General features: G+C 69.0%; 18 protein-coding genes. 12 read left to right on the top strand and 6 right to left on the bottom strand.

Annotated elements, in window-relative coordinates; genetic code table 11:
- Positions 1-113 precede the first annotated feature (113 nt).
- On the bottom strand, positions 114-722 hold the full coding sequence (locus P8934_RS08440; protein WP_347403454.1) for a response regulator transcription factor: 609 nt from the start codon (positions 720-722) through the stop codon (positions 114-116).
- A 134-nt stretch (positions 723-856) separates the two neighbouring features.
- On the opposite strand from P8934_RS08440, the gene P8934_RS08435 reads away from it, so the two are divergent.
- Positions 857-2002 carry an RNA-guided endonuclease TnpB family protein gene (locus P8934_RS08435; protein ID WP_278033784.1) on the top strand — a complete coding sequence of 382 codons (1146 nt, stop codon included), beginning with the start codon at positions 857-859 and terminating at the stop codon, positions 2000-2002.
- A 34-nt stretch (positions 2003-2036) separates the two neighbouring features.
- On the opposite strand, the gene P8934_RS08430 is transcribed toward P8934_RS08435, so the two are convergent.
- The 3 genes from P8934_RS08430 to P8934_RS08420 all read right to left on the bottom strand — a co-directional run bounded on the left by P8934_RS08430 (position 2037) and on the right by P8934_RS08420 (position 7633).
- Complete coding sequence (locus tag P8934_RS08430) at positions 2037-3464, bottom strand: HlyD family type I secretion periplasmic adaptor subunit (RefSeq protein WP_278033783.1); 1428 nt, start codon at positions 3462-3464, stop codon at positions 2037-2039.
- Positions 3464-5635 carry a type I secretion system permease/ATPase gene (locus P8934_RS08425; protein WP_278033782.1) on the bottom strand — a complete coding sequence of 724 codons (2172 nt, stop codon included), beginning with the start codon at positions 5633-5635 and terminating at the stop codon, positions 3464-3466. The genes P8934_RS08430 and P8934_RS08425 overlap by 1 nt, the downstream gene beginning before the upstream one ends.
- 90 nt (positions 5636-5725) lie before the next feature.
- On the bottom strand, positions 5726-7633 hold the full coding sequence (locus P8934_RS08420) for a TolC family outer membrane protein (protein WP_278033781.1): 1908 nt from the start codon (positions 7631-7633) through the stop codon (positions 5726-5728).
- A gap of 435 nt (positions 7634-8068) precedes the next feature.
- Here P8934_RS08420 and P8934_RS08415 point away from each other — a divergent pair, with 435 nt between their 5' ends.
- The 3 genes from P8934_RS08415 (at position 8069) to P8934_RS08405 (ending at position 13217) form a co-directional block, all read left to right on the top strand.
- Positions 8069-8350: a hypothetical protein gene (locus P8934_RS08415; RefSeq protein WP_106231644.1), complete on the top strand. Its 282-nt coding sequence runs from the start codon at positions 8069-8071 to the stop codon at positions 8348-8350.
- A 153-nt stretch (positions 8351-8503) separates the two neighbouring features.
- Positions 8504-9979, top strand: a complete 1476-nt coding sequence (gene thiI / locus P8934_RS08410; RefSeq protein WP_278033780.1) for a tRNA uracil 4-sulfurtransferase ThiI — start codon at positions 8504-8506, stop codon at positions 9977-9979.
- Between the two features lie 118 nt (positions 9980-10097).
- Positions 10098-13217 carry a transglycosylase domain-containing protein gene (locus P8934_RS08405; RefSeq protein WP_278033779.1) on the top strand — a complete coding sequence of 1040 codons (3120 nt, stop codon included), beginning with the start codon at positions 10098-10100 and terminating at the stop codon, positions 13215-13217.
- Between the two features lie 164 nt (positions 13218-13381).
- On the opposite strand, the gene P8934_RS08400 is transcribed toward P8934_RS08405, so the two are convergent.
- Positions 13382-13651, bottom strand: coding sequence for a hypothetical protein (locus P8934_RS08400; protein WP_133634948.1), 270 nt, complete (start codon positions 13649-13651; stop codon positions 13382-13384).
- Positions 13652-13865: 214 nt separating this feature from the next.
- Between P8934_RS08400 and metG the strand changes: the two genes are divergently transcribed.
- The 5 genes from metG (at position 13866) to P8934_RS08375 (ending at position 18748) form a co-directional block, all read left to right on the top strand.
- Positions 13866-15908 carry a methionine--tRNA ligase gene (gene metG, locus P8934_RS08395; protein WP_278033778.1) on the top strand — a complete coding sequence of 681 codons (2043 nt, stop codon included), beginning with the start codon at positions 13866-13868 and terminating at the stop codon, positions 15906-15908.
- 9 nt (positions 15909-15917) lie between these two features.
- Positions 15918-16715: an RnfABCDGE type electron transport complex subunit B gene (locus P8934_RS08390; RefSeq protein WP_278033777.1), complete on the top strand. Its 798-nt coding sequence runs from the start codon at positions 15918-15920 to the stop codon at positions 16713-16715.
- A 160-nt stretch (positions 16716-16875) separates the two neighbouring features.
- Entirely contained in the window at positions 16876-17511 is a 636-nt protein-coding gene (nth, locus tag P8934_RS08385; protein ID WP_278033776.1) for an endonuclease III, read from the top strand.
- Positions 17512-17637: 126 nt separating this feature from the next.
- A complete protein-coding gene (locus P8934_RS08380; RefSeq protein ID WP_278033775.1) occupies positions 17638-18393 on the top strand; it encodes a YdcF family protein in 756 nt (251 codons plus the stop codon).
- Between the two features lie 79 nt (positions 18394-18472).
- Positions 18473-18748: a hypothetical protein gene (locus P8934_RS08375; RefSeq protein WP_278033774.1), complete on the top strand. Its 276-nt coding sequence runs from the start codon at positions 18473-18475 to the stop codon at positions 18746-18748.
- 11 nt (positions 18749-18759) lie between these two features.
- On the opposite strand, the gene P8934_RS08370 is transcribed toward P8934_RS08375, so the two are convergent.
- Positions 18760-19437 carry a glutathione S-transferase gene (locus P8934_RS08370; protein WP_278033773.1) on the bottom strand — a complete coding sequence of 226 codons (678 nt, stop codon included), beginning with the start codon at positions 19435-19437 and terminating at the stop codon, positions 18760-18762.
- Positions 19438-19598: 161 nt separating this feature from the next.
- Here P8934_RS08370 and P8934_RS08365 point away from each other — a divergent pair, with 161 nt between their 5' ends.
- From P8934_RS08365 to P8934_RS08355, 3 genes are read left to right on the top strand one after another with little or no spacing between them, the layout of a single operon-like run.
- The gene (locus tag P8934_RS08365) at positions 19599-19970 is read left to right on the top strand and encodes a response regulator (RefSeq protein ID WP_133634955.1); all 372 of its coding nucleotides are present in this window, start codon (positions 19599-19601) and stop codon (positions 19968-19970) included.
- On the top strand, positions 19970-22039 hold the full coding sequence (locus P8934_RS08360; RefSeq protein WP_278033772.1) for an exonuclease domain-containing protein: 2070 nt from the start codon (positions 19970-19972) through the stop codon (positions 22037-22039). The genes P8934_RS08365 and P8934_RS08360 overlap by 1 nt, the downstream gene beginning before the upstream one ends.
- Positions 22036-22230, top strand: a complete 195-nt coding sequence (locus P8934_RS08355; RefSeq protein WP_278033771.1) for a hypothetical protein — start codon at positions 22036-22038, stop codon at positions 22228-22230. The genes P8934_RS08360 and P8934_RS08355 overlap by 4 nt, the downstream gene beginning before the upstream one ends.
- Positions 22231-22247: the final 17 nt, after the last annotated feature.

The raw sequence follows: 22247 nt of genomic DNA, 5'->3' as shown, positions 1-22247 counted from the left end.
GTTATATGATCAAGCTAGGCCAGGTTCCGGGTAAGGAATATTGTACTGTTGGGCAAGGCAGCGCCCTGCCATTGACCTGCGTCAAGCCAAAGGCCTTCTCAGGTGCCGCAGGCTCAAACCGCTTCCCGCTGGGACAGGCGAAGGATCAGCTGGAGCCGGTCGCGCACCCCGAGCTTGCGGAAGATGGCACCGAGGTGCGCCTTCACGGTCCGCTCGGTGATCTCGAGCCGGCGCGCCACTTCCTTGTTGCTCTGCCCTTCCGCCACCGCCAGCGCCACCGCCCTTTCGCGATCAGTCAGCCCGGAGAGTGCCTCATCCTGGTACTGAGACTCCCCGCCCAGGGCCCGGTAGGCCCCGCCCATGACCTGGGCCAGCAGTTCCGGGGGCACCCAGATCCCCTGGTGTCGGGTTACCAGCGCCATCTGGCGCAGCAGCTCGGGGGCCGAGAGCGCATGGCCGTAGCCGCGGGCACCGGCATTCATGGCCCGCAGCGCCTCTCGCGAGTTGGGCATATAGCTCAGCACCTTGACGGTGGCCCCGCGGGCGGCGACCAAGGAGACCAGGCCCTGCCAGCCCGCAAGGTTGCTCAAGACCCACACGCCGTCGCCGGACCCGGCCTGGGCGCGGGCCTGCTGTGGCGTGACCAGGCGCGCCTCGTCGAAGGCCGCGCGCCAGCGCGGGATCTCGTCAGGCCCCTGACAGACGAAGAGCTCTGTCATCATCAGAATTTGCGCGAGATACCCCGTACTTCTAGTTCGGGGAGGGATAGCGCGTCGTCCGCCAGGACGACCCTGTTCTCGCTGCCTCCTTCTCAGGTGGTTGCTATCTATGCATGTTTATTTATACAGTAATAGGCATGACGAAACGTGCCTACCAATATCGTTTCTACCCGACGCCAGAACAGGAGCAACTCCTGGCCAGGACGTTTGGGTGTGTGCGTTTCGTCTACAATGCGGTGCTTCGCTATCGCACCGATGCCTTCCGCGAACGCCGAAAGAAGATCGGCTACGTGGCGGCGAACGCGGAGCTGTCGCGGATGAAGAAAGCTGAAGACACAGCCTTCCTCAATGAGGTCAGCTCGGTCCCGCTTCAGCAGTGCCTGCGCCACCAGCAGACCGCCTTCAAGAACTTCTTCGAGGGCCGCGCCCGCTACCCGACCTTCAAGAGCAAGCGACACCGTCAGTCGGCGGAGTTTACTCGCTCGGCGTTCAAGTATCGGGGTGGTCAACTGTTCCTGGCCAAGTGCCAGGCGCCGCTGCCGGTACGCTGGAGCCGTGAGCTGCCCAGCGTACCGACCACTGTGACCGTGTCGAAGGACTCGGCGGGGCGCTACTTCGTTAGCTGCCTGTGCGAGTTCAACCCCGAGGCGCTGCCTGTCACCTCGAAGAGGGTGGGCATCGACCTCGGCCTGAAAGACCTGTTCGTCACCAGCGACGGGCATCGAATCGGCAATCCCCGCCATGCGGCGAAATACGCGACCCGTCTTGCCAAGGCACAGCGTCGGCTGAGCAGGAAGACGCTCGGCTCGAAGAACCGTGCCAAGGCCCGGCAGAAAGTCGCGCGTCTTCACGCCAAGATCTCCGATTGCCGGAAGGACCGCTTGCACAAGCTGTCCCGCCAGATCGTCAACGAGAACCAAGTGATCTGCGTCGAGTCCCTCAAGGTGAAGAACATGCTGCGCCACCCTCGGCTGGCCAAGTCGATCAGCGATGCCGGTTGGGGCGAGTTCGTCCGGCAGCTGGAATACAAGGCGGCCTGGGCGGGCCGGCAACTGTCAGCCATCGACCCGTGGTATCCCTCCAGCAAGCGCTGCTCAGACTGCGGGCATGTGATGCCCGAGATGCCGTTGCAGATTCGCGTCTGGACGTGTCCCGCGTGCGCCGCTGAACACGATCGCGACATCAACGCTGCGATCAACATCAAAGCCGCCGGGCTGGCGGTGTTAGCCCTTGGAGAGAATGTAAGCGGCATGGAGCACGTCTCCGTGTCCGGTTCTCGGTGAATTGGAAATCCTCTTCCTTCAGGGAGAGGAGCAGTCAACGTTCTCCCATGGAATTGTCCCAGGCCCGCAGCACGGGCTTGAGCAGGTACTGCATCACGGTTCGCTTGCCGGTCATGATGTCCACCTGGGCGGTCATGCCCGGGATCACGTCCAGTTCCTGGTGCATCTGGGCGTCGTCTGCCGTCCGCACCCGCACCAGGTAGAAGGTATTGCCCTCGTCATCGGTGATGGTGTCGGCACTGATATGGTCGAGCTCCGCCTCGATCCCGCCGTAGATGGCGAAGTCATAGGCGGTAAGCTTGATGGTCGCCGGCTGCCCGGGACGCAGGAAGGCAATATCCTGCGGCGCGATGCGCGCCTCCACCAGCAGGGCGTCGTCGGTGGGCACGATGTCGACCACCTCCTGGCCCGGCTGGACGACCCCGCCGAGGGTCGTGATGCCAAGGCGCTGGATCACGCCATCCACCGGCGAGCGGATCTCCGACAGCCGCACACGGTCCTGCAGTCCGGCGCTGGACTCGTCCAGGGCCGCCAACTCACCCAGGGTCCGCGAGAGCTCGGTGCGCCACTCGTTGCGGGCTTCCAGCTCGACCTCACGCAGCTGGGCCTGGGCCTCCTCGATTGCCGACTGCAGCCGCTCCACCTGGGCCGCCGCCTGGGCGCGATCGCCGCTGGCCCTGGAGACCTCCCGCTGGAGCCTGAGCACCTCGACCTCGGACACGGCGCCGGACTGCAGCAGCGGCCGGGTGAGGTTGAGCTCCTGGCTGGCCATGCCCAGCTCCCTGGCGGCGGTATCGCGCCGCGACTGGGCCTCCTCGAGCTCGGCGCGCCGCTGGGAGAGGCGCTCCTGCAGGATGCTTTTCTCCTCGGCCAGCTTGTCGAGGCCGTTCTCGTAGAGCTCGCGCTCCTGGTCGACGATCTCGGGAGCCTTGTCGACCAGCTCCTCCGAGGGGGTGAAAGGCGACCCGGTGGCCAGGGCCCGCAGCCGCTCCGCCCGTGCCTGGAGCGACTGCGCCTTGGCACGATTCTCGCGGTAGTTGGAGACGAAACGGGTGGGGTCGATGCGCATCAGCAGCTCACCGGCCTCGACGCGCTGCCCCTCCTCGACCAGGATCTCCTGGACCACCCCGCCATCGAAGGACTGTACCCGCTGTAGTTGGCTCGAAGGGATCACCCGACCCGTGCCGCGGGTCACCTCGTCGATGGAGGCAAACCAGGCCCACACCAGCAGGGCGGCGACGGCCAGCACCACCACATAGAGAAAAGCGCGCGCGCGGATCGGGTCCTGCTGCAGGCGGGCCCAGTCGGCATCGCTCGCCCAGTCGCGGCTCAGGTGCGCCGCGGTGACGCGCCGGGCAAAGAGCCGGTCGATGAAGGGCCGGAAGGGCCTGCCACCCGCCTCGGAGAAGCGGCCGATGGCCTCGAAGCCCTGCTGTTCGGCGGTCTTTTTCGAGGTAGCCATCAGCTGGCCCTCCCGATCTGGCCCTTGCGCAGGGCTTCCACCACCTTGTCCCGCGGGCCATCGGCGACCACCTTGCCGGCATCGATGACCAGGATGCGATCGACCAGCGACAGCAACGAGGTGCGGTGGGTCACGACGATCAGGGTCTTGCCCTGGCCGTAGGCCTTGAGGTTGGCCTTGAAGGCCTCCTCGCTGGCATGGTCCATGGAACTGGTGGGCTCGTCGAGCAGCAGGATGCGCGGGTCATGGACCAGCGCCCGGGCGATGGCCACGGCCTGGCGCTGGCCACCGGAAAGCATCTGGCCGCGCTCGCCCACCGGCAGGTCGACGCCCTGGGGATGCGCATTGACCAGGCTGTCGAGGCCGCTCAGCTTGATGGCGCGCAGCAGCGCCTCGTCATCGACCCCGTCGCTGCCGCCGCCGGCAACGATATTGTCTCGCAGCGAGCCGAAGAACAGGCTGACATCCTGGGGCACATAGCCGATATGGCGGCGCAGCTGGACGGGGTCGAACTGGCGGATGTCCACGTCGTCGATCATCACCGCCCCGGCGGTGGGCTGGTAGAGCCCCAGCAGCAGCTTGTTGAGGGTGGTCTTGCCACAACCGACGCGTCCCAGCAGCGCCACCCGCTCGCCCGGCTCGATGGTCACCGAGACGTCATGCAGGGCCTCGCGCTCCGCCTCCGGATAGCGGAAGGAGACCTTGTCGAAATGGATCTCGCCACGCACCACCGGGCGGTCGATGAACGTCTTGCCGTCAGGACGCTCTACCGGCCGCTCCATCACCGCATTGAGCGACTGCAGCGCCGTGGAGGACTGGTGGTACTGCGCCAGCAGTGCCGCCGCCTGGCTGATCGGGGCCATGGCTCGCGACGACAGCAGGTAGGCGGCGATCAGGCCCCCCTGGGTCAGGTTGCCCTCGATGATCTGGTAGACCCCGATGATGATCACGCACACGGCGACGCTGTGCTGGGCCCAAAGCGCCACGCTGGACACCGAGGAGCTCACCAGGCGCAGCTGGGCGGCGGTGCGCGACAGGAAGGCCGAGGCCTTCTCCCAGGTCCCCTGGATGCGGCTCTCGGCCCGCAGTGTCTTGACCGTCTCCAGGTTCGAGAGCGACTCGACCAGGGTGGCATTGCGCTGTGCCCCCACCCGCCAGGTGGTCTCGGAGAGCTCATGGAGCTTGCCCTGGGCGGCCATGGCATAGAGCAGCACGAAGACGATGCCTGCTAGCACCGGGATCACCAGCGGCGGGCCGATCAGCGCGATGATCCCCGCGAACATCAGCACGAAGGGCAGGTCGACCAGCGCCACCACCGTGGCCGAGCCGATGAAGGCGCGCACCGACTCGAAGGACTGCAGCGTCGCCGCGAAGGAGCCGGTGGAGGCAGGACGCGCCTCCATGCGCAGCCCCAGCACCCGGGTCATGATCGACGACGACAGCTTGACGTCGGCGCGGCTGGCGGCCAGGTCGACGAAGGCATTGCGCATCAGGCGCAGGGCCAGGTCGAAGCAGAGCACGATGAAGATCCCCGCCGAGAGCACCCAGAGCGTCTCGGTGGCATGGTTGGGCACCACCCGGTCGTAGACGTTGAGCACGAAGAGCGGCATCGCCACCGCGAAGAGGTTGATCACCACCGAGCCGGCGATGACGTCGCGGTAGAGCCTGCGGTTCTCGCGGATCACGCCCCAGAACCAGTGGCGCGAGCGCTGCCGATTGACCTCGGGCCCGCGGGCGTCGAAGCGGAAGCGCGGTCGTACGTAGATGGCCTGGCCGCTGTAGCTCGCCTGCAGGCCATCCAGGCTCACCTCGGTCTCGGCATCGCCCAGTTCGGGAAAGATCACCCGCGCACGACGCGCCTTGAGATCGAGGGCCACCAGCACGCAGGCGCGCCCCGGCTCAAGCAGCAGGATGGCGGGAAACAGGGCGGGATTGAGCTGCACCAGGCGGCTCTGGATGATCCGGGCGGTGAGCCCGGCACGGGACGCGGCGCGGGCGAAGACGCCAGGCGTCAGGCGCCCCTGCTCCAGGGGAAGGCCGGCGGTCAGCGACTCGGCCGTGACCGCATGGCCATGGACCTGCGCGATGGTCTGCAGGCACTCGAGCAACTCGTCATGCACGGCCGACCGGGAGGGACCCGGTCCCGGGTCCAGATCTTCTTTCTGCGACACAACCACCTCGAGAATCGATATGCCCCGCCGCAATCACGGCAGGGCGAGGCAAGCCGGCAGGCCGCGCCTGCCGGCGTGATGCGTCATGGATCAGCCGCTCACCGCATGGCTGCCGTCGAAGGCGTGCCCGCTGAGGTCCAGGTTCTCGCCGACCCGCTCCAGGGTCACCTCGACACGACGGTTCTGGCGGCGCCCTTCCACCGTGGCATTGCTCGCCACCGGCTGGCGCGAGCCATAGCCGCGCGTCTCCACCAGCCCCTGGTCGACCCCCTGGCTCACCAGGTAGCCCGCCACGCTCTCGGCGCGCGCCCGGGAGAGCGGGTCGTTGATGGCATCACTGCCGGTGATGTCGGCATGGCCGGCGATGAAGACCCGGGCGAGGTTGCCCATGCTGCGGATCTCGGCGGCCAGGGCGTCGAGCTGGCCGCGCGCCTCGGCGGAGAGCTCGGCACTGTTGATCTCGAACAGGGCATCGGCCGAGAGGGTGACGTCCGGCGCCCGGGCCGGCGCCTCGATGCCGCCGGTGAAGTCGGCCAGGGTGAAGCCCCGGGGGCCCTGGGCCGGGCAGATCACGTCGGGGTTGATCTCCACCCCGTCGCTGCCCAGTTCGGCGAGGGTCGGCAGGTCGTCACGTCGCACCTCCAGCGTCTGCATCAGCTGCCCCATGGCGGCCAGGGTACGGGCATCGGCCAGCGCCACGTCATACTGGGCATTGGCGTAGGCGCGACTGGCCTCGAAGTACTCGTTCTCGCTGTCCAGGACGTCGAGCAGGGTGCGCTGGCCGATGTCGAACTGCTGCTGGTAGGCGCCCCGCACCCGGTCGATGGACTGGCGATGCTGGTTCAGGTACTGCAGCTGCTCGCGCAGGCGCTGGGTATCGTTGTAGGCAATCTGGGTGGTCTGGCGCACGTCGACGCAGGCCTTCTCGCGAAGGTTCACGGCCTGCTCGACCCGGTCGCTGGCCGCGCGGAAGGAGGCCAGATCGCTGCCGCCGCGATAGAGGTTCATGCTGGCCACCAGCTCGATGCTGTGGCGATCCCGGTGCTCGCCGTCGGCGATCACGTCGTAGCTGCCGTCGCTGTTCTCGTAGGTGCCGGTGCGGCCGCGCAGGTCGAGGCGCGGCTGGAAGGCGGAGCGGGTCCCGCGCTGTTCGGCGCGGGAGGCCTCGATGTTCTCGATGGCAGCATGGAACTCGGGGTTGCCCTGGAAGGCCAGGTCCAGTGCCCGGCCCACATCCGCCGGCAGGCGGTCGTCCAGCTCCGGGGCCGGGGCCAGGGTCTCCGCGGGCAGGTCGCCGACGATGCGCTGATAGCGCGCGGTCACGTCATGGAGGTTGGAGGCCTCGGTCATCAGGTTCGACTCGGCCAGCGCCAGGCGGCCGCTGATCTGTTCCAGGTCGACCCGGCGCCCCGCCCCGGAGATCACGCGTGCCTCGATCTGGTTGTACACCTCCAGATGCTTGCGGTAGTTGTCCTGGGCCAGGCGCACCAGCTCACGGTAGCGCTGCACGTCCAGGTAGGCGCGCGTCGCCTCGAGGGCGACCTCCTCGCTCGCCCCGAGCAGCTCGTAGTAGCGCACCAGTTCGGCGCGGTCGAGACGCTCGACCTCGCTGGCCGTGGCGAAGCCGTCCCAGAGCATCTGGGTGATGGTCAGTTCGGCATAGCTGGTGTCGTAGCTGCCGCGACTGTCGAGCTGACGATCCTCCACACCGATACCGGCCGAGACATCGACGCTGGGGAGGTAGTTGCCGCGCGCCACCCCGATATCGTTACCGGAGGCGCGAAAGCCGTTCCAGGCGGCCTGCACCTCGGGGTTGGTCGAGATCGCCTGCTGGACCACCTGGCGCAGGTCGGTACTCCCCGGGGCCGCCAGGCCCGCCGGCAGCGACTGTGCCACGGCCGAGGCGAGGGGCAGCAGGGCCAGGGAAGTGCCCAGGGCCAGGCGGCCGGCAAGGCGACGAACACGGGTGCTGCTCACTGGATCGGTAGTGCGTTTCATGAGTGTTCCCTTTCATGATGGCAACGGCCGGGTCGCTCGGTGACCGGGCCTGCCAGGAAATGAGGTGATCTTCTTGTTATGGCGGCTCCCATGGGGCGGTATGGCAGGCCCATGGCGCGTCCCTTCCCGACTTCCTATGTCGACCCTCCCGAGGCGCCCCATCGGCAAGACTCAGGATCGGTCGAAAGCGTCAGACACCTCATGCCATTTCATGATGTGTCGCTTTGTAATGCAGCGTAACCGAATGGGAAGATTTGTCCACTGCGGAAGAGCGCGAGGCGGGCAGGAGAAGACCGATACTTGATGTAGGACAAGGCCGACACGGCGGCACCACCCCGGGCGCGACGGCACCCTCGCCGGCCAGCCACGCCTGGCGGCAAACGTGGTATCGTCTGACCGGTCCCCGAAACGGCATGGTCACCCAAGGAGAACGTCATGGCCTCATCGGAAATCCAGAAGACCCGCGTGATCAACGAGCTGCGGGGCTTCATCAAGAAACTTCTGCAGGACCCGAAGATCCTCGAGCAGTCGCTGGAGATCACCCGCCGCCAGCTCGGCGAGCCGGGCGAGGGGGACGTGATGGCGCGGATCGCCAACGAGATCTCCGACACCACCAGCGTGCACATCCCCGAGGATCCCCAGGAACACTCCGAAGCCGACCGTCTCTTCCTCGAGCTGCTCAAGGAAGTGGTCAAGGAGGAGCAGGCGCTCTACTGACGCCGGCCCCCCGCGACCCTGCCCTCTCCCGGCCACGCGCCGGGAGAGCAACGTCAGCGACCTGCACGCCCCCCCATTACGGGGAGCGGGCCTGCCCTTGGCCGCCTGCCCTTGGTAGAATGGGGCGCACATTGTTGCTGCTGTTCCTGTCGAATGACCTACCTGCTCAAGCTCCACCCCGAGATCACCATCAAGTCCCGTTCCGTGCGCCAGCACATGACCCGCTGTCTCGCCAGCAACGTGCGCAACACCCTGCGCCAGCTGGAGGAAGGCGTGCGCGTCAAGGGCGGCTGGGACGCCCTGCTCGTGAGCCTGCCCGACACCCTTCCCGCCGGCCGTGTGGAAGAGATGGAGGACACCCTGGCCCGAATCCCTGGCATCCATGAGATTCTGGCCACCGAGGCGGTGCCTTGCGGCTCGCTCGACGAGGCCGCTGCCTGGATCGTGCCGCACTGGAAGGCGGCCATCGCCGGACGCCGCTTCCGGGTCCGGGCCAAGCGCCGGGGCGATCACGACTTCTCCTCCATGGATCTCGAGCGCCGCCTGGGCAGCGCCCTGCTCGCGGCCGAGCCCACGGCACGGGTCGACCTCAAGCACCCCGAGGTCGTGGTGTCGGTGGAGCTGACCCACCGCCGGCTGCAGCTGATCCGCTCGCGCCGCCCGGGCCTGGGGGGCTATCCGCTGGGGGTTCAGGGCCAGGCCCTGGCGCTGGTCTCGGGCGGCTTCGACTCGCCGGTGGCGGCCTGGCGGATGCTGCGCCGCGGCATCAAGACCCACTATCTCTTCTTCAACCTGGGCGGCCCGGCCCACGAGACCGGCGTGCGGGAGGTCACCCACCACCTCTGGCAGCGCTACAGCGCCTCCCACAACGTCGACTTCACCTCAGTGCCCTTCGAGGGGGTGGTCGCGGAGATCCTGCGGACCATTCCCGATGGCCTGATGGGCGTGATCCTCAAGCGCATGATGGTCCGCGCGGCCAGCCTTGTGGCTGCCCGGTCGGGGATCCCGGCGCTGGTCACCGGGGACGCCATCGCCCAGGTCTCCAGCCAGACCCTCACCAACCTGGCGCTGATCGATGCCGCCAGCGAGCTGCCGATCCTGCGGCCGCTGGTCACGGAGGACAAGCAGGAAATCATCGACACGGCCCGCCGCATCGATACCGCGCACTTCGCCGAACAGATGCCCGAATACTGCGGGGTCATCTCGCGCCGTCCCCACACCCGGGCACCCGCCGACAAGGTGCTCGCCGCCGAGGCCGAGTTCGACTTCAGTGTTCTCGATGCCGCCATCGAGGCCGCCACCGTGACCCGCGCCAGCCGCCTGCTGGAGGGCCAGCGGCAGCCCGGCGAGGTGACCGTCGTCGACTCGCTGGCCAGCCTGGCCCGGATGCCGGCGGTCAGCGTGATCGACATCCGTCCTCCGGACGAGCGCGAGGCGGCACCGCTCGAGCTTCCCGAGGTGCCCTGCCTGGCGATCCCCTTCTACGAGCTGCCGGACCAGGCGCAGACGCTGCCCGGCGACCGCGACTACCTGCTCTACTGCGACCAGGGGGTGATGAGCCACATGCAGGCGCTGCACCTGAAGGATCGCGGCATGGACCACTTCGGCGTCCTTCGCCACGCCTCCTGAACCCGAGGCAGGCACAACTCGTGGAGATTTTCTCCTGCCCGACTGATCCACTTTCCCCGGCATCCGGCTACGCTACAAAAGGATACAATCTGCAAACGGATCTTGCCGGGGGTGGCACATGGGCGGAGATGACGCGGCGTCACGGGGAAGCGTGCACCGGCAGGCTGACGGCACCGCCGGTCGCGAGACGCGACCGGCGGGTCAGGCCCCACCACCTCGCCGGCTCCTGCGTCACCGGGGGCTGATCCTGCTGGCGCTGATTGCCATCACGCTCGCCACCCTGCTGGTCGCCGAGGCCAGGACCTCCCACCTCCAGTCCCAGGAACTCTCGCGCTATGCCGCCACCCTGCGCTACACCCTGGCGCCGGGGCCAAGCCCGCATATCCGGTTCCCGCGCCACGGCCCCTTCGACCAGCGACTGGGCTATACCCGGCTTCCGGAGATCCAGCAGCGCCTGCTCGCCGACGGCTATGCCATCGAGCGCCAGGCGCGCTTCTCTCAGCCTCTGCTGGAATACACGCAGCGCGGCTTCTTTCCGCCCTATACCGAGAAGACCCGGAGCGGGCTGACGCTCGAGGAGTGCCGCGGCGACACCCTCTACCGCTTTCGCCATCCCCAGCGCCACTACCCCCACTTCGACGCGGTACCGCCGCTGGTCCTGCAGGTGCTGCTCTTCATCGAGAACCGCCAGCTGTTGGATGCCGACACCCCCAGGGCCAACCCCGCGGTGGACTGGCCACGCTTCATCAAGGCCGCGTTCTCCCAGGCGGGGCGCGCCCTGGACCTGACCGGCCAGGCCGCCGGCGGCAGTACGCTGGCCACCCAGGTCGAGAAGTATCGCCACTCCCCCGACGGCCTGACCGCCTCGCCCATGGAGAAGCTGCGCCAGATGGTCTCGGCCAGCATACGCGGCTACCGGCACGGCCCGCAGACGCTCGCCGCACGCCAGGACGTGGCGCTGGACTACCTCAACTCGGTACCGCTCTCCGCGGCCCCCGGCTATGGTGAGGTCCATGGCCTGGGGGATGGCCTGTGGGTATGGTTCGGCGCCGATTTCGACGACGTCAACCGCCTGCTGGTGCCGACCTTCAATGCCCCGGACAGCCTCGCCGCCCAGGGCCTGGCGCTGCGCCAGGTGGTGGCCCTGATGATCGCCCAGCGTCGTCCCTCCTGGTACCTGAACAGCGGCCACCAGGCCCTGGAGTCGTTGACCGACAGCCACCTGCGACTGCTCGCCGACGAGGGCCTGGTGACCTCGCTCCTGCGCGACGCCGCCCTGGCCCATCGCCTGACCTTTCGCGACTTCGCCAGGGAACCGGTACGCCTGCAGGTCGACCACGACAAGGGCCTGCAGGTGGCCCGCCAGCGGCTCGGCCGCCTGATGGGCCTGTCCTTTTACGACCTCGACCGGCTGGATCTCTCGGCACGCACCACCCTGCACGGTGACCTCCAGCGCCAGGTCAGCGCGTATCTGCAGCGACTGGCCGACCCGGCCTTCGCGAGCGAAGTCGGGCTGCTCGGCGAGCGCATGCTGTCACCCCAACGGGCCGCCGACGCGCGTTACAGCTTCACCCTGCTCGAGCGTGACGCCACGGGCTTTCGGGTGCGCGTGCAGACCGACACCACCGGCCAGCCCTTTGACATCAACGAGGGCAGCAAACTGGAGCTCGGCTCCACCGCCAAGCTGAGGGTGCTGGCCACCTACCTGGAGGTGATCGCCGAACTGCACGAACGCCATGCCGGCATGCCGGTGGATGCCCTTCGCCGGATCGAACTGGATCGGCAGGACGTGCTGAGCCGCTGGGTGATCGACCGGCTCATCGCCGAGCCCGGCCTGGGGCTTCGCCCCCTGCTCGAGGCCGCCATGCAACGGCGCTACTCGGCCAGCCCCCACGAGGCCTTCTTCACCGGCGGTGGGCGCCATACCTTCGGCAACTTCCGCCGCGAGGACGACGGCCGCCACCCCGGCCTCGATGATGCCCTGCGTGAATCGCTCAACCTGCCCTTCGTGCGCCTGCTGCGCGACCTGGTGCAGCATGTCGTCCATCAGGGCGAGGGCCGCCGCCAGCTGCTCGAGGACGATCAGGACCCGCGGCGACAGGCCTACCTGGCGCACTTCGCCGACCGCGAGGGCCAGGTCTTTCTCGAGCGCTTCTGGCGCAAGTACCAGGGGGACTCGCGCGATGAACGCCTGGCCACCTTCCTGGATGGCCTGCGCTCCACGGCGTCCCGGCTGTCCGCCGCGCACCGCTACCTGTTTCCCGACGCCGACCACGATGCCTTCGCCGCCTTCCTCGCGGCCAGGCTGCCGGGCAATGCGCTTGGAGAACGACGCCTCGAGGCGCTCTACCGCGACCACGCGCCGGGCAGGCACGGCCTCAGCGACCAGGGGTACATCGCCGGGGTGCACCCGCTGGAGCTGTGGCTGGTCGGCTACCTGCTGGATAATCCCGAGGCCGGGTTGCGCGAGGCCATCGCGGCGAGCCACCAGCAGCGCCAGGAGGCCTATGGCTGGCTGTCCAGGACACGTCACCGCAGCGCCCGCGACGTGCGCATCCGCACCATGCTCGAGGTAGAGGCCTTCGACGAGATCCACCGCCGCTGGCAGCGCCTGGGCTATCCCTTCGACCAGCTGGTGCCATCGCTTGCCACCGCCGTGGGAAGCTCCGGAGACCGTCCCGCCGCACTGGCCGAACTGATGGGGATCATCCTCAACGACGGCGTCCGCCTGCCGGTGCTGCGCATCGACGAGTTGCACTTCGCGGCGGATACTCCCTACGAGACACGCTTCGTTCCGTCCGAGACTGGCGCCCGGCGCGTCATGGACCCGGAGGTCGCCGCCGTGCTGCGCGCGGCTCTCGCCCAGGTCGTGCAGGGCGGGACCGCCCGACGCCTGCAGGGCAGCTTCACCCTCGCGGATGACGCCCCGCTGGTGATGGGCGGCAAGACCGGCACCGGCAACAACCGCATTGAGACGGTGACCCGCAGCGGCCAGGTGATCGACTCCCGCGCCCGCAACCGGACCGCCACCTTCGTCTTCCACCTGGGCGAGCAGCACTTCGGCACACTCACCGCCTACGTGGCCGGCAGTCAGTCCGACGACTTCCGCTTCACCTCGGCACTGCCCGTCCAGGTGCTCAAGGGGATGGAACCTTTGCTGGCCCCCTACCTGGCCCCGGGAGCCGCCGGCCGATGCCGCTCCCCCGAGGCCGAGGAAGGGCAGCTGGCGCTGCGCTGAACGCCAGTGGCAACCTGCACAACCGCCAGAGAGACCACGGCCCGGCAGGTCGCCTGCCGGGCCGTGGTGTTCGGGCTTGCCAGATGGGAACCTATCTTGCTCAGGGAGCCGGCCCGATCACGCCACGAGCCCAAGCGCCGCTGAGGTGTAACGGCGCGAGGGGCTCACTCGCAGGGCACCACGCGACGCGCGGTATCCTTGGCCCAGAGGCTCTTGCCGTCCGGGGTGGTGCCGTGGGCGTTCCAGGTCTCGCTGACCTCGACGCAGTAGGAGCCAAGGTCCTCGATGCGCTTCTCCGGGTTGGCGGGGCGCTCGTCGCTGATCCGCATGATATCCGGGTTGGCACTGGTATAGGTCGGGGAGATGGCACTGCTGGCGCAGCCGGCGGTAAGGGCGGCGAGCACTGCCAGGGGCAGGGCATGACGTAGACGCATGGGGAATTCCTCCGGGAGGGGGGACAGGGTTCTCCAGCGTGACTTCGGTTGCAGGACCTCCGGCCGGCCGTCACTCCGTTTGACGCCCCGCCAGATGGCGGCATCATACCCGAGCGGTCGAGATCGCGCCAATCGGGCGCTCGGCGCGGATGCAGCCATGCGCGAAGATGGCTACAATCGTGGCCTGATTTTCAACGGGATACCCTGAGCCGCCATGTCGAACTCCGCCCGCGCCTCGCGCAAGATCCTGATCACCAGCGCCCTGCCCTACGCCAACGGTGCCATCCACCTGGGCCACCTGCTGGAGTACATCCAGACCGACATCTGGGTGCGCTTCCAGAAGAGCCGCGGGCATGAGTGTCACTATGTGTGTGCCGACGACGCCCACGGCACGGCCATCATGCTGCGCGCGGAGCAGGAGGGCATCACCTCCGAGGCGCTGATCGAACGGGTCTCCCGCGACCACCAGACCGACTTCTCCCGCTTCGGGGTGGCCTTCGACAACTATCACTCGACCCACTCCCCGGAGAACCGCCACTTCAGCGAGCTGATCTACACCCGGCTGCGCGACAAGGGGCATATCGCCACCCGCGACATCGAGCAGATGTTCGACCCGGTGAAGGGCCTGTTCCTGGCCGACCGCTTCATCAAGGGCACCTGTCCGAAGTGCAAGGCCGAGGACCAGTACGGCGACAACTGCGAGGCCTGCGGCGCCACCTACACGCCGGCGGAGCTGATCGATCCGGTCTCGGCGATCTCCGGTGCCGCCCCCGAAGTGAGAAGCTCCACCCACTACTTCTTCAAGCTGCCGGACTTCGCCGATTTCCTGAAGGCGTGGATCGACGATGACCATGTCCAGCCGCAGATCCGCAACAAGCTGATGGAGTGGTTCGAGTCGGGCTTCAACGAGTGGGACATCTCCCGCGACGCCCCCTACTTCGGCTTCGAGATCCCCGACGCGCCGGGCAAGTACTTCTACGTCTGGCTGGATGCGCCGATCGGCTACCTGGCCAGCTTCAAGAACCTCTGCGACCGCCGGGGGATGGACTTCGACGCCTACTGGGCACCCGACTCCGACGCCGAGGTCTACCACTTCATCGGCAAGGACATCGTCTACTTCCACGCCCTGTTCTGGCCGGCCATGCTCCACGGCGCCGACTTCCGGACACCCACCGCGGTCAATTGCCACGGCTTCGTCACCGTGAACGGCGCCAAGATGTCGAAGTCGCGGGGCACCTTCATCAAGGCCGCGACCTATGCCGACCACCTCAACCCCGAGTACCTGCGCTACTACTTCGCTGCCAAGCTGACCTCGCGGGTCGACGACCTGGACCTCAACCTCGAGGACTTCGCGGCGCGGGTGAACAGCGACCTGGTGGGCAAGGTGGTCAACATCGCCAGCCGCTGCGCCGGCTTCGTCAAGAAGCTCGGGGGCAACCGCCTCGCCGGCCACTGCAGCGAGCCCGAGATGGTGGCGCGCTTCATCGCCGCCGGTGACGCCATCGCCGAGGAGTTCGAGGCCCGCGAGTTCGGCCGTGCCATGCGCCGCGTGATGGAACTGGCCGACGAGGCCAACACCTACATCGCCGAGGCCGAGCCCTGGGTGCTGGCCAAGCAGCCCGACCGCGAGCAGGAGGTGCTGGAGATCTGCTCGGTGGGCATCAACCTCTTCCGCCAGCTGATGGTCTACCTGGCCCCGGTAGTGCCGGCCATGGCCGAGCAGGCCCAGGCGTTCCTCGGGCTCGACACCCTCGACTGGCACAGCCGCCACACCCTGCTGGTGGACCACGAGATCGCCAAGTTCAAGCCGCTGATGACCCGCGTGGAGCGGGACAAGATCGATGCCATGATGGCGGCATCGAAGGAGGACCTGGTGGAAGAGCAGAAACTCAAGGAGACGGCGAAGGGCCCCCTGGCCGAGGAGCCCATCGGTGACGAGATCGGCTTCGACGACTTCACCAGGGTCGACCTGCGCATCGCCCGCATCGCCCGGGCGGAGTATGTCGAGAAGGCCGACAAGCTGCTCAAGCTGACCCTGGACCTGGGCGGAGAGACCCGCACCGTCTTCGCCGGCATCCGTGCCGCCTATGCCCCGGAGGCCCTGGAGGGTCGGCTGACGGTGATGGTCGCCAACCTGGCGCCGCGCAAGATGCGCTTCGGCGTGTCCGAGGGCATGGTACTCGCCGCCGGAAGCGACGACGGCATCTACCTGCTCGGCCCTGATTCCGGCGCCGAACCGGGCCAGCGGGTGCGCTGAGGCGCCGCCGTGACGGAGACCGATGCCCGCTCCCGGGCCGCGTTGATCGAGGCCATCGATGCCGAACTGCCCCAGACCCAGTGTGGCAAGTGCGGCCAGCCCGGCTGTCGCCCCTATGCCGAGGCGATCGTCGACGGCGAGGCCATCAATCGCTGCCCGCCCGGCGGCGACGCTACCGTGGCCCGGCTGGCGGCGCTGACCGGCCGCGAGCCCCTGCCGCTCGCCGAGCCGGCCCAGTCGCCGCTGGTGGCGTGGATCCGCGAGGCCGAGTGCATCGGCTGCACCAAGTGCATCCAGGCCTGCCCGGTGGATGCCATCCTCGGGGCGTCCAAGCGCATGCACACGGTCATCGTCGAGGAGTGTACCGGCTGCGAGCTGTGCGTGGCGCCCTGCCCCGTGGACTGCATCGACCTGCTGCCCCACCCCGCCTGGGAAGCCGCCGAGACCGACGAGGCGCGCGACGCCTACCTGGCCCGCCGCGCCGAGCAAGGCCGCCGTCGCCATCGCGCCCGCCAGCAGCGCCTGGCCCGGGAGGCCCGGGAGAGGCGAATGGAGCGCCAGAAGCGGCTGATTCGGCAGCGCCAGCGGTCGGGGCCGGGCAGCGCTGCCGGCCCGGGGCCGCAGCGCCAGCGTCAGATGGCGGTCAACGCCGCCGAACAGGCCCTGCGCCGGGCCAGGCAGCAGCTGGCCCACGCCGAGCGCCAGGGCGAGGCCAGCGCGATCCAGGCGGCCGAGGGACAGGTCGACAGCGCCAGCCGTCTGCTTGCTGAAGCGCGAAAGGCGCTGGAAGGCGCTCAGCGCTCTTAAATGATTCGAGACTTGGACCGACCGCTTACCGCTCGGGGCTGATCCGGCGGCAGGCCTGCGAGGAGGCGCTGTAAACCCTTCCCTGGGCGCTACCGATGCCATCCCTGGCATAGGACCTCCTCTTCGGCCTGCCCCCGGCGCCCCCTCGCTAGGGAACGCCATGAACGCCCAGAAACGCCACGAGATCTTCGCGCGGCTGCGCGACCACAACCCCGAGCCGACCACCGAACTGCACTGGAGCACGCCCTTCGAGCTGCTCGCCGCCGTGCTGCTCTCGGCCCAGGCCACCGACGTGGGGGTGAACAAGGCCACCGCCCGGCTCTTCCCGGTGGCCAACACGCCCCAGGCGATCCTCGAGCTGGGGCTCGACGGCCTCAAGGCGCACATCCGGACCATCGGCCTCTACAACACCAAGGCCGAGAACCTGATGAAGACCTGCCGGATCCTGGTCGAGCAGCACGGCGGCGAGGTACCCCGCACCCGCAAGACCCTCGAGGCCCTGCCGGGCGTCGGCCGCAAGACCGCCAACGTGATCCTCAACACCGCCTTCGGCGAGCCCACCATCGCCGTGGATACCCATATCTTCCGCGTGGCCAACCGCACCGGGATCGCCAGGGGCAAGGACGTGGTCGAGGTCGAGAGGAAGCTGCTGCGCCATGTGCCCAGGGAGTTCCGCCAGGATGCCCACCACTGGCTGATCCTCCATGGGCGCTACACCTGCCTGGCGCGCAAGCCCCGCTGCGGCAGCTGCATCATCGAGGACCTCTGCGAGTACCCGGAGAAGACCGAGCTGTGACAGGCGCCCTTGCCGGCCTGCCGCGGCGCCGCACGCCTCGCCACCGCCACCCCGCGACGGGCCCTGGCTGGCACAAGTGCCCGTCGGCTGGTTCACTGGCGGCATGACCGCCAACGAGATCCGCCCATGGACGCGCTGAAGTACCTCCTGCTGCCGCCGGTGATCAATGCCCTGCTGATCCTCGCCGGCCTGGCCCTGGGCGCTCGCCGGCTGAGCGGCGGCCTGCTGGTCACCCTGGGGCTGGGCGGCCTGCTGGCCCTTTCCACCCCGCTGGCGAGCCACGCCCTGCGCCAGGGGCTGGAACCACCGGCCCTTGCCAGCCCCGCCCAGTTGCGCCAGGCCCAGGCCATCGTGATCCTCGGCGGCGGACGCGACTACGCCTCGCCGGAGTTCGGCTGGGGCGATGCCCCCTCCAATGCCAGCTGGCGCCGGCTGGCCTACGGCGCCTACCTGCATCGCGAGACCCGCCTGCCGATCCTGGTCAGTGGCGGTCGCGTGCACGACGAGCACAGCGCCGAGGCGAGCCTGATGGCGGCAGCGCTGCGCGAGGTCTTCGAGGTGCCCGTCCGCTGGATGGAGGGGCGCAGCCGCAGCACCGCCGAGAATGCCCGCTACACCGCCGAGATGCTGGGCGGCGAGGGCATCGGGCATGTCGCGCTGGTCTCCCAGGCCTGGCACCTGCCGAGGGCGGTGGCGGAGTTCGAGCGCGCCGGCCTTGCCGTCACCGCCGCGCCGACCGAGTTCGCGAGCGCCCCGCCGCCGGGCGTACACGCCATGATCCCGCGTGCCTACCACCTCCACCAGAGCACCCGCGCCCTGCACGAGTGGCTGGGGCGGGCCGAACTGGCCCTGCGCAACCACCTGCTGCGACGCGGTGACTGACCCCAACGTCGAAGCGCCAAGCCTGCCGTGAGGCGCTAGGCTGGCCGCTACGTTCCGTCTTCTCGACACGAGGCCCGACATGCTGGACCTGCTGATCCCCCTCTCCCTGGCCGCCGCCTTCGGTGCCCTCCTCGGCTCGCTCTGCCGGCTGACCCGCTGGCCCGGCCGCGACCGCCCGCTGCTCTTCACGCTGGTGGGTCTCGTCGCCGGCATCACCGCCTTCTTCATCCATCTGGTGCTCAACTGGGTGACCGGCGCGCCGGCTTGGTGGCTGCCGGTACTGGTGGTGCTGCAGGTCTGGCTGTGGCTGGGGCCGCTGGGACCACGGCGAGGACTCGACCGGCAGCGCAAGTAGCCACGGCCTCGTCACGACAGGGAGAACTCGCCGCCTCGCTCCACCGCCCGGCGATAGGCCGGGCGCTCGCGGCAGGCCGCCAGGAACGCCTGCTGCCTGGGGTAGCCGGAGAGGCCACCGCCGTCTTCCAGGGCGAGCAGCGGGAAGCTCATCTGGATGTCGGCCGCACTGAATGCCTCCCCGGCGAACCAGGTGCTGCGCCCGAGCTCGGCTTCCCAGTAGTCGCTCAGCTGGCGGATCTGCGGCCCCAGCAGCTGCTGCTCCACCCCACGGGCGAAGAGCCGGCCGAGGGGCCGGGCCAGCGCCGGTACCGGGGGTTTGCCCAGCGAGGCGAACACCAGCCGCATCACCAGCGGCGGCATGGCCGAGCCCTCGGCATGGTGCAGCCAGAAGCGGTAGCGCTCGTGCGCGTCACTGCCCGCCGGCGGCACCAGCAGGCCCTCTGGATCGAAGCGTTCGACCAGATACTCGAGGATCGCCCCCGATTCCGCCACCACCCGACCGTCCCGGGCCTCGTCGCTGATCACCGGCGACTTGCCCAGCGGGTGGACCTCGCGCAGCGAGGCGGGCGCCAGCATGGTGCGGGGGTCGCGCCGATAGGTGATCACCTCGTAGTCGACGCCGAGCTCCTCCAGCAGCCACAGGACCCGCTGGGAGCGGGAGTTCTCCAGGTGATGGACCTTGATCATGCCGTCCTCCTCGGTGGGCCCCCGGGGAGCGGGGGCAACCCCCGCACCCTAGCACGCCACCCGCGTCGCCTCCTGCCAAGGTCGTCTTTGCCACCGCCCGGCCGGCCACTAGACTGATCGGCAACCATGCATAAAAGACCGCACACTCATAGGAGGGCACCATGGCCAAGGTGCTGGTGGTGGACGACGAACCGAATATCGTCCTGTCCCTGGAATTCCTGATGCAGCAGGCCGGCTTCCAGGTGGATACCGCCGAGGATGGCGAGAGTGCCCTGTCGCGCATCGCCGAGTCGCCCCCGGACCTGGTCCTGCTGGATATCAGCCTGCCCGGCATCAGCGGCTTCGACGTCCTCGAGCGCCTGCGCAGCGACCCCGACCATGCCCGGCTGCCGATCATCATGCTCACTGCCCACGGGCGGGAAGTGGAGCGCGAGAAGGGCCTGGCCCTGGGCGCCGACGACTACATCACCAAGCCCTTCTCGACCCAGGCGCTGGTCGAGAAGGTCAAGAAACTGCTCGCCGAGGTGTCCTGATGGCCAAGCGTGGCTCGCGACTGCCCCGCCGCCAGCGGCTGATCGGCCTGTGGCTGCTGCTCAGCGGTATCAGTATCTTCGGTGGTGCCGTGTTCGCACTGTGGCTGGACAGCCTCGCCGGCCTCGAGGGCACGGCGCGACTGCTGCTGTGGCTCGGCTGCTTCTCCGGGGGCGGCACCATCTTCCTGGTCGGCCTGCTGCTCGAGCGCCAGCTGTTCACCCCCCTGCGACACCTGCAGGTCCAGCTGGCCCGCCTGGTGGCCAACCCGGATGCCCGCCAGGACTATCCGCCCGAGGGCTGGCTGCGGGGGCTCGGCCCGGACCTGATGCGCGTTCGCGAGGCCTGGCGGGCCGACCGCGAGCGCCTGGCAACCGCCCATGCCGAGGGCGCGCGCAGTGCCGCCCGCATCCGCCAGGAACTCGAGACCCTGCTCCAGGTGCTCGACACGCCGCTGCTGCTCTGCGACCACCACCGCCGGGTGCTGCTCTTCAACCAGGCCGCCGAGACGCTGTTCGAGGGCCATCCCGGCCTGGGGCTCGGCAAGCGCCTCGACGCCCTGATCCCCATCGCGAGCCTTGAGGACGCGCTGGGCCAGCTGCCCGACGACGGGGCGCCGCGGGAGATCCTGGTGCCCTGTGACGAACGCTGGCTGCACGTGGTGCTGCGCCGCGTCCCCGACAGCAACCACGAGACGCTGCTGACCCTGACCGACACCACGGCGGCCTGGACCAGCGAGATGGGCGCCCGTGCCGACATCGCCGAGATGCTGCCGGTTCTGCGCCGCCACAGCGCCAGCCTGACCAGTGCCGCCGACGCCCTGGTGGGCGTGCGCGACGACGCAACGACCGGCGAGCTCGGGAAGCGCCTGGAGGCGGTGATCGACGAGGAGAGCCGGGCGCTGGCCGCCCAGCTCGAGCGCATGGGCCGGCTGATGGAGGACATGCACCGCGAGGGCGAGCGCCTGGTCCCGCTGTGGTCCAATGACCTCTGGGCGGCTCTCGAGGAGCGCCAGGACAGCGCCTCACTGCGCATCACCCCCATCGGCATGCCCGCCTGGCTGAAGGGCGACGCGCCGGCCCTGCTGGCGCTGCTCGACTCGCTGCTCCCGCGCCTGACGGCGCACTCCGGCCAGGCCGAGCTGGAAGGCGAGGTCTGCCTGGGCAACCGCCGGGTCTACCTGGACCTCATCTGGCGCGGGCGCCCGCTGGGCGAGCAGGGGCTGGACGAGTGGCGCGCCGAGCGCCTGGACGCCCTGCCGCTGGCACCGCGAGTCGGCGATGTCCTTCGCCAGCACACCAGCGATGCCTGGAGCATCGCCGACGAGGACGGCGAGCATGCCCGGCTGCGCCTGCCGCTGCCCGCCACCGAACGGGTCGGCGCGCCGCGCCCGCGCACTCCGCCGCGTCCGGAATTCCACGACTTCGGCATCGCCGACATGCCCCCCCCGGACAGCGAGCTGGCGGCCCGGCCCTTGAGGACCCTGGAGGTCGTGGCCTTCGACACCGAGACCACCGGGCTGGAGCTTCGCCGCGGCGACACCGTGGTCAGCATCGGCGCCTGCCGCATCGTCAATGCGAGACTGCTGGCCAGCGACACCTTCGACCTGCGGGTCGACCCGGAACGGCCCATCCCGCCGGCCAGCACCGCCATCCACGGCATCACCGATGATGACGTGGCCGGCGCCCCGCCGCTCAACGTGGCCCTGCCGCGCTTTCGCGACTACATCGGCGAGGCGGTGATCCTGGCCCACAATGCCGCCTTCGACCTGCTGGCCATCCAGCCCCCCGGCGGCGGCATCGCGTTCGACATGCCGGTGCTCGACACCCTGCTGCTCTCCCGGGCACTCGACGACAGCCTCGACGGCCACGACCTGGACAGCCTGGCCGACCGCTATGACCTCAGCTTCCCGCCCGGGACCCGCCACACCGCCCTGGGCGACGCCCGGGTCACCGCGGAGCTGTGGCTCTCGCTGCTGCCCCGGCTGGAGGCGCGTGGCATCGAGACGCTGGAGCAGGCGCTGGCGCTGCAGGCCAGCGCCTTCGACAGGGAGGACGCCTTCGCCTCGTGAACACGCCTCGCCTGAAGGAGCGCCTGGTCGCGCTGATCGTGCTGGCGGCCCTGCTGTTCTCCCCGCCCCTGCTGCTGGTGGCCGACCGCTCCCCGACGGCCCCGGGCTGGCTGGTGACCTACCTCTTCCTGGCCTGGGGCGCGGTGATCGCGCTGATGGCCTGGCTGATGGAACACCGTCACGAGGAGTGACCCCGGATGCAGGCTGA

It is taken from the genome of Halomonas sp. CKK8 (assembly GCF_029625235.1).
Classification (GTDB): Bacteria; Pseudomonadota; Gammaproteobacteria; order Pseudomonadales; family Halomonadaceae; genus Halomonas; species Halomonas ventosae.
The sequence above is the reverse complement of the archived record's forward strand: the minus strand, read 5'-3'. Positions and strand labels throughout refer to the sequence as shown.

What these genes read in the sequence shown, in the direction of transcription:
- P8934_RS08370 (WP_278033773.1), bottom strand. Translation starts at nt 19,437, where the DNA reads ATGATCAAGGTCCATCACCTGGAGAACTCCCGCTCCCAGCGGGTCCTG.
- P8934_RS08365 (WP_133634955.1), top strand. Translation starts at nt 19,599, where the DNA reads ATGGCCAAGGTGCTGGTGGTGGACGACGAACCGAATATCGTCCTGTCC.
- P8934_RS08360 (WP_278033772.1), top strand. Translation starts at nt 19,970, where the DNA reads ATGGCCAAGCGTGGCTCGCGACTGCCCCGCCGCCAGCGGCTGATCGGC.
- metG (WP_278033778.1), top strand. Translation starts at nt 13,866, where the DNA reads ATGTCGAACTCCGCCCGCGCCTCGCGCAAGATCCTGATCACCAGCGCC.
- P8934_RS08420 (WP_278033781.1), bottom strand. Translation starts at nt 7,633, where the DNA reads ATGAAACGCACTACCGATCCAGTGAGCAGCACCCGTGTTCGTCGCCTT.
- P8934_RS08380 (WP_278033775.1), top strand. Translation starts at nt 17,638, where the DNA reads ATGGACGCGCTGAAGTACCTCCTGCTGCCGCCGGTGATCAATGCCCTG.
- P8934_RS08430 (WP_278033783.1), bottom strand. Translation starts at nt 3,464, where the DNA reads ATGGCTACCTCGAAAAAGACCGCCGAACAGCAGGGCTTCGAGGCCATC.
- P8934_RS08440 (WP_347403454.1), bottom strand. Translation starts at nt 722, where the DNA reads ATGATGACAGAGCTCTTCGTCTGTCAGGGGCCTGACGAGATCCCGCGC.
- nth (WP_278033776.1), top strand. Translation starts at nt 16,876, where the DNA reads ATGAACGCCCAGAAACGCCACGAGATCTTCGCGCGGCTGCGCGACCAC.
- P8934_RS08415 (WP_106231644.1), top strand. Translation starts at nt 8,069, where the DNA reads ATGGCCTCATCGGAAATCCAGAAGACCCGCGTGATCAACGAGCTGCGG.
- P8934_RS08435 (WP_278033784.1), top strand. Translation starts at nt 857, where the DNA reads ATGACGAAACGTGCCTACCAATATCGTTTCTACCCGACGCCAGAACAG.
- P8934_RS08405 (WP_278033779.1), top strand. Translation starts at nt 10,098, where the DNA reads ATGGGCGGAGATGACGCGGCGTCACGGGGAAGCGTGCACCGGCAGGCT.
- P8934_RS08375 (WP_278033774.1), top strand. Translation starts at nt 18,473, where the DNA reads ATGCTGGACCTGCTGATCCCCCTCTCCCTGGCCGCCGCCTTCGGTGCC.
- P8934_RS08400 (WP_133634948.1), bottom strand. Translation starts at nt 13,651, where the DNA reads ATGCGTCTACGTCATGCCCTGCCCCTGGCAGTGCTCGCCGCCCTTACC.
- thiI (WP_278033780.1), top strand. Translation starts at nt 8,504, where the DNA reads ATGACCTACCTGCTCAAGCTCCACCCCGAGATCACCATCAAGTCCCGT.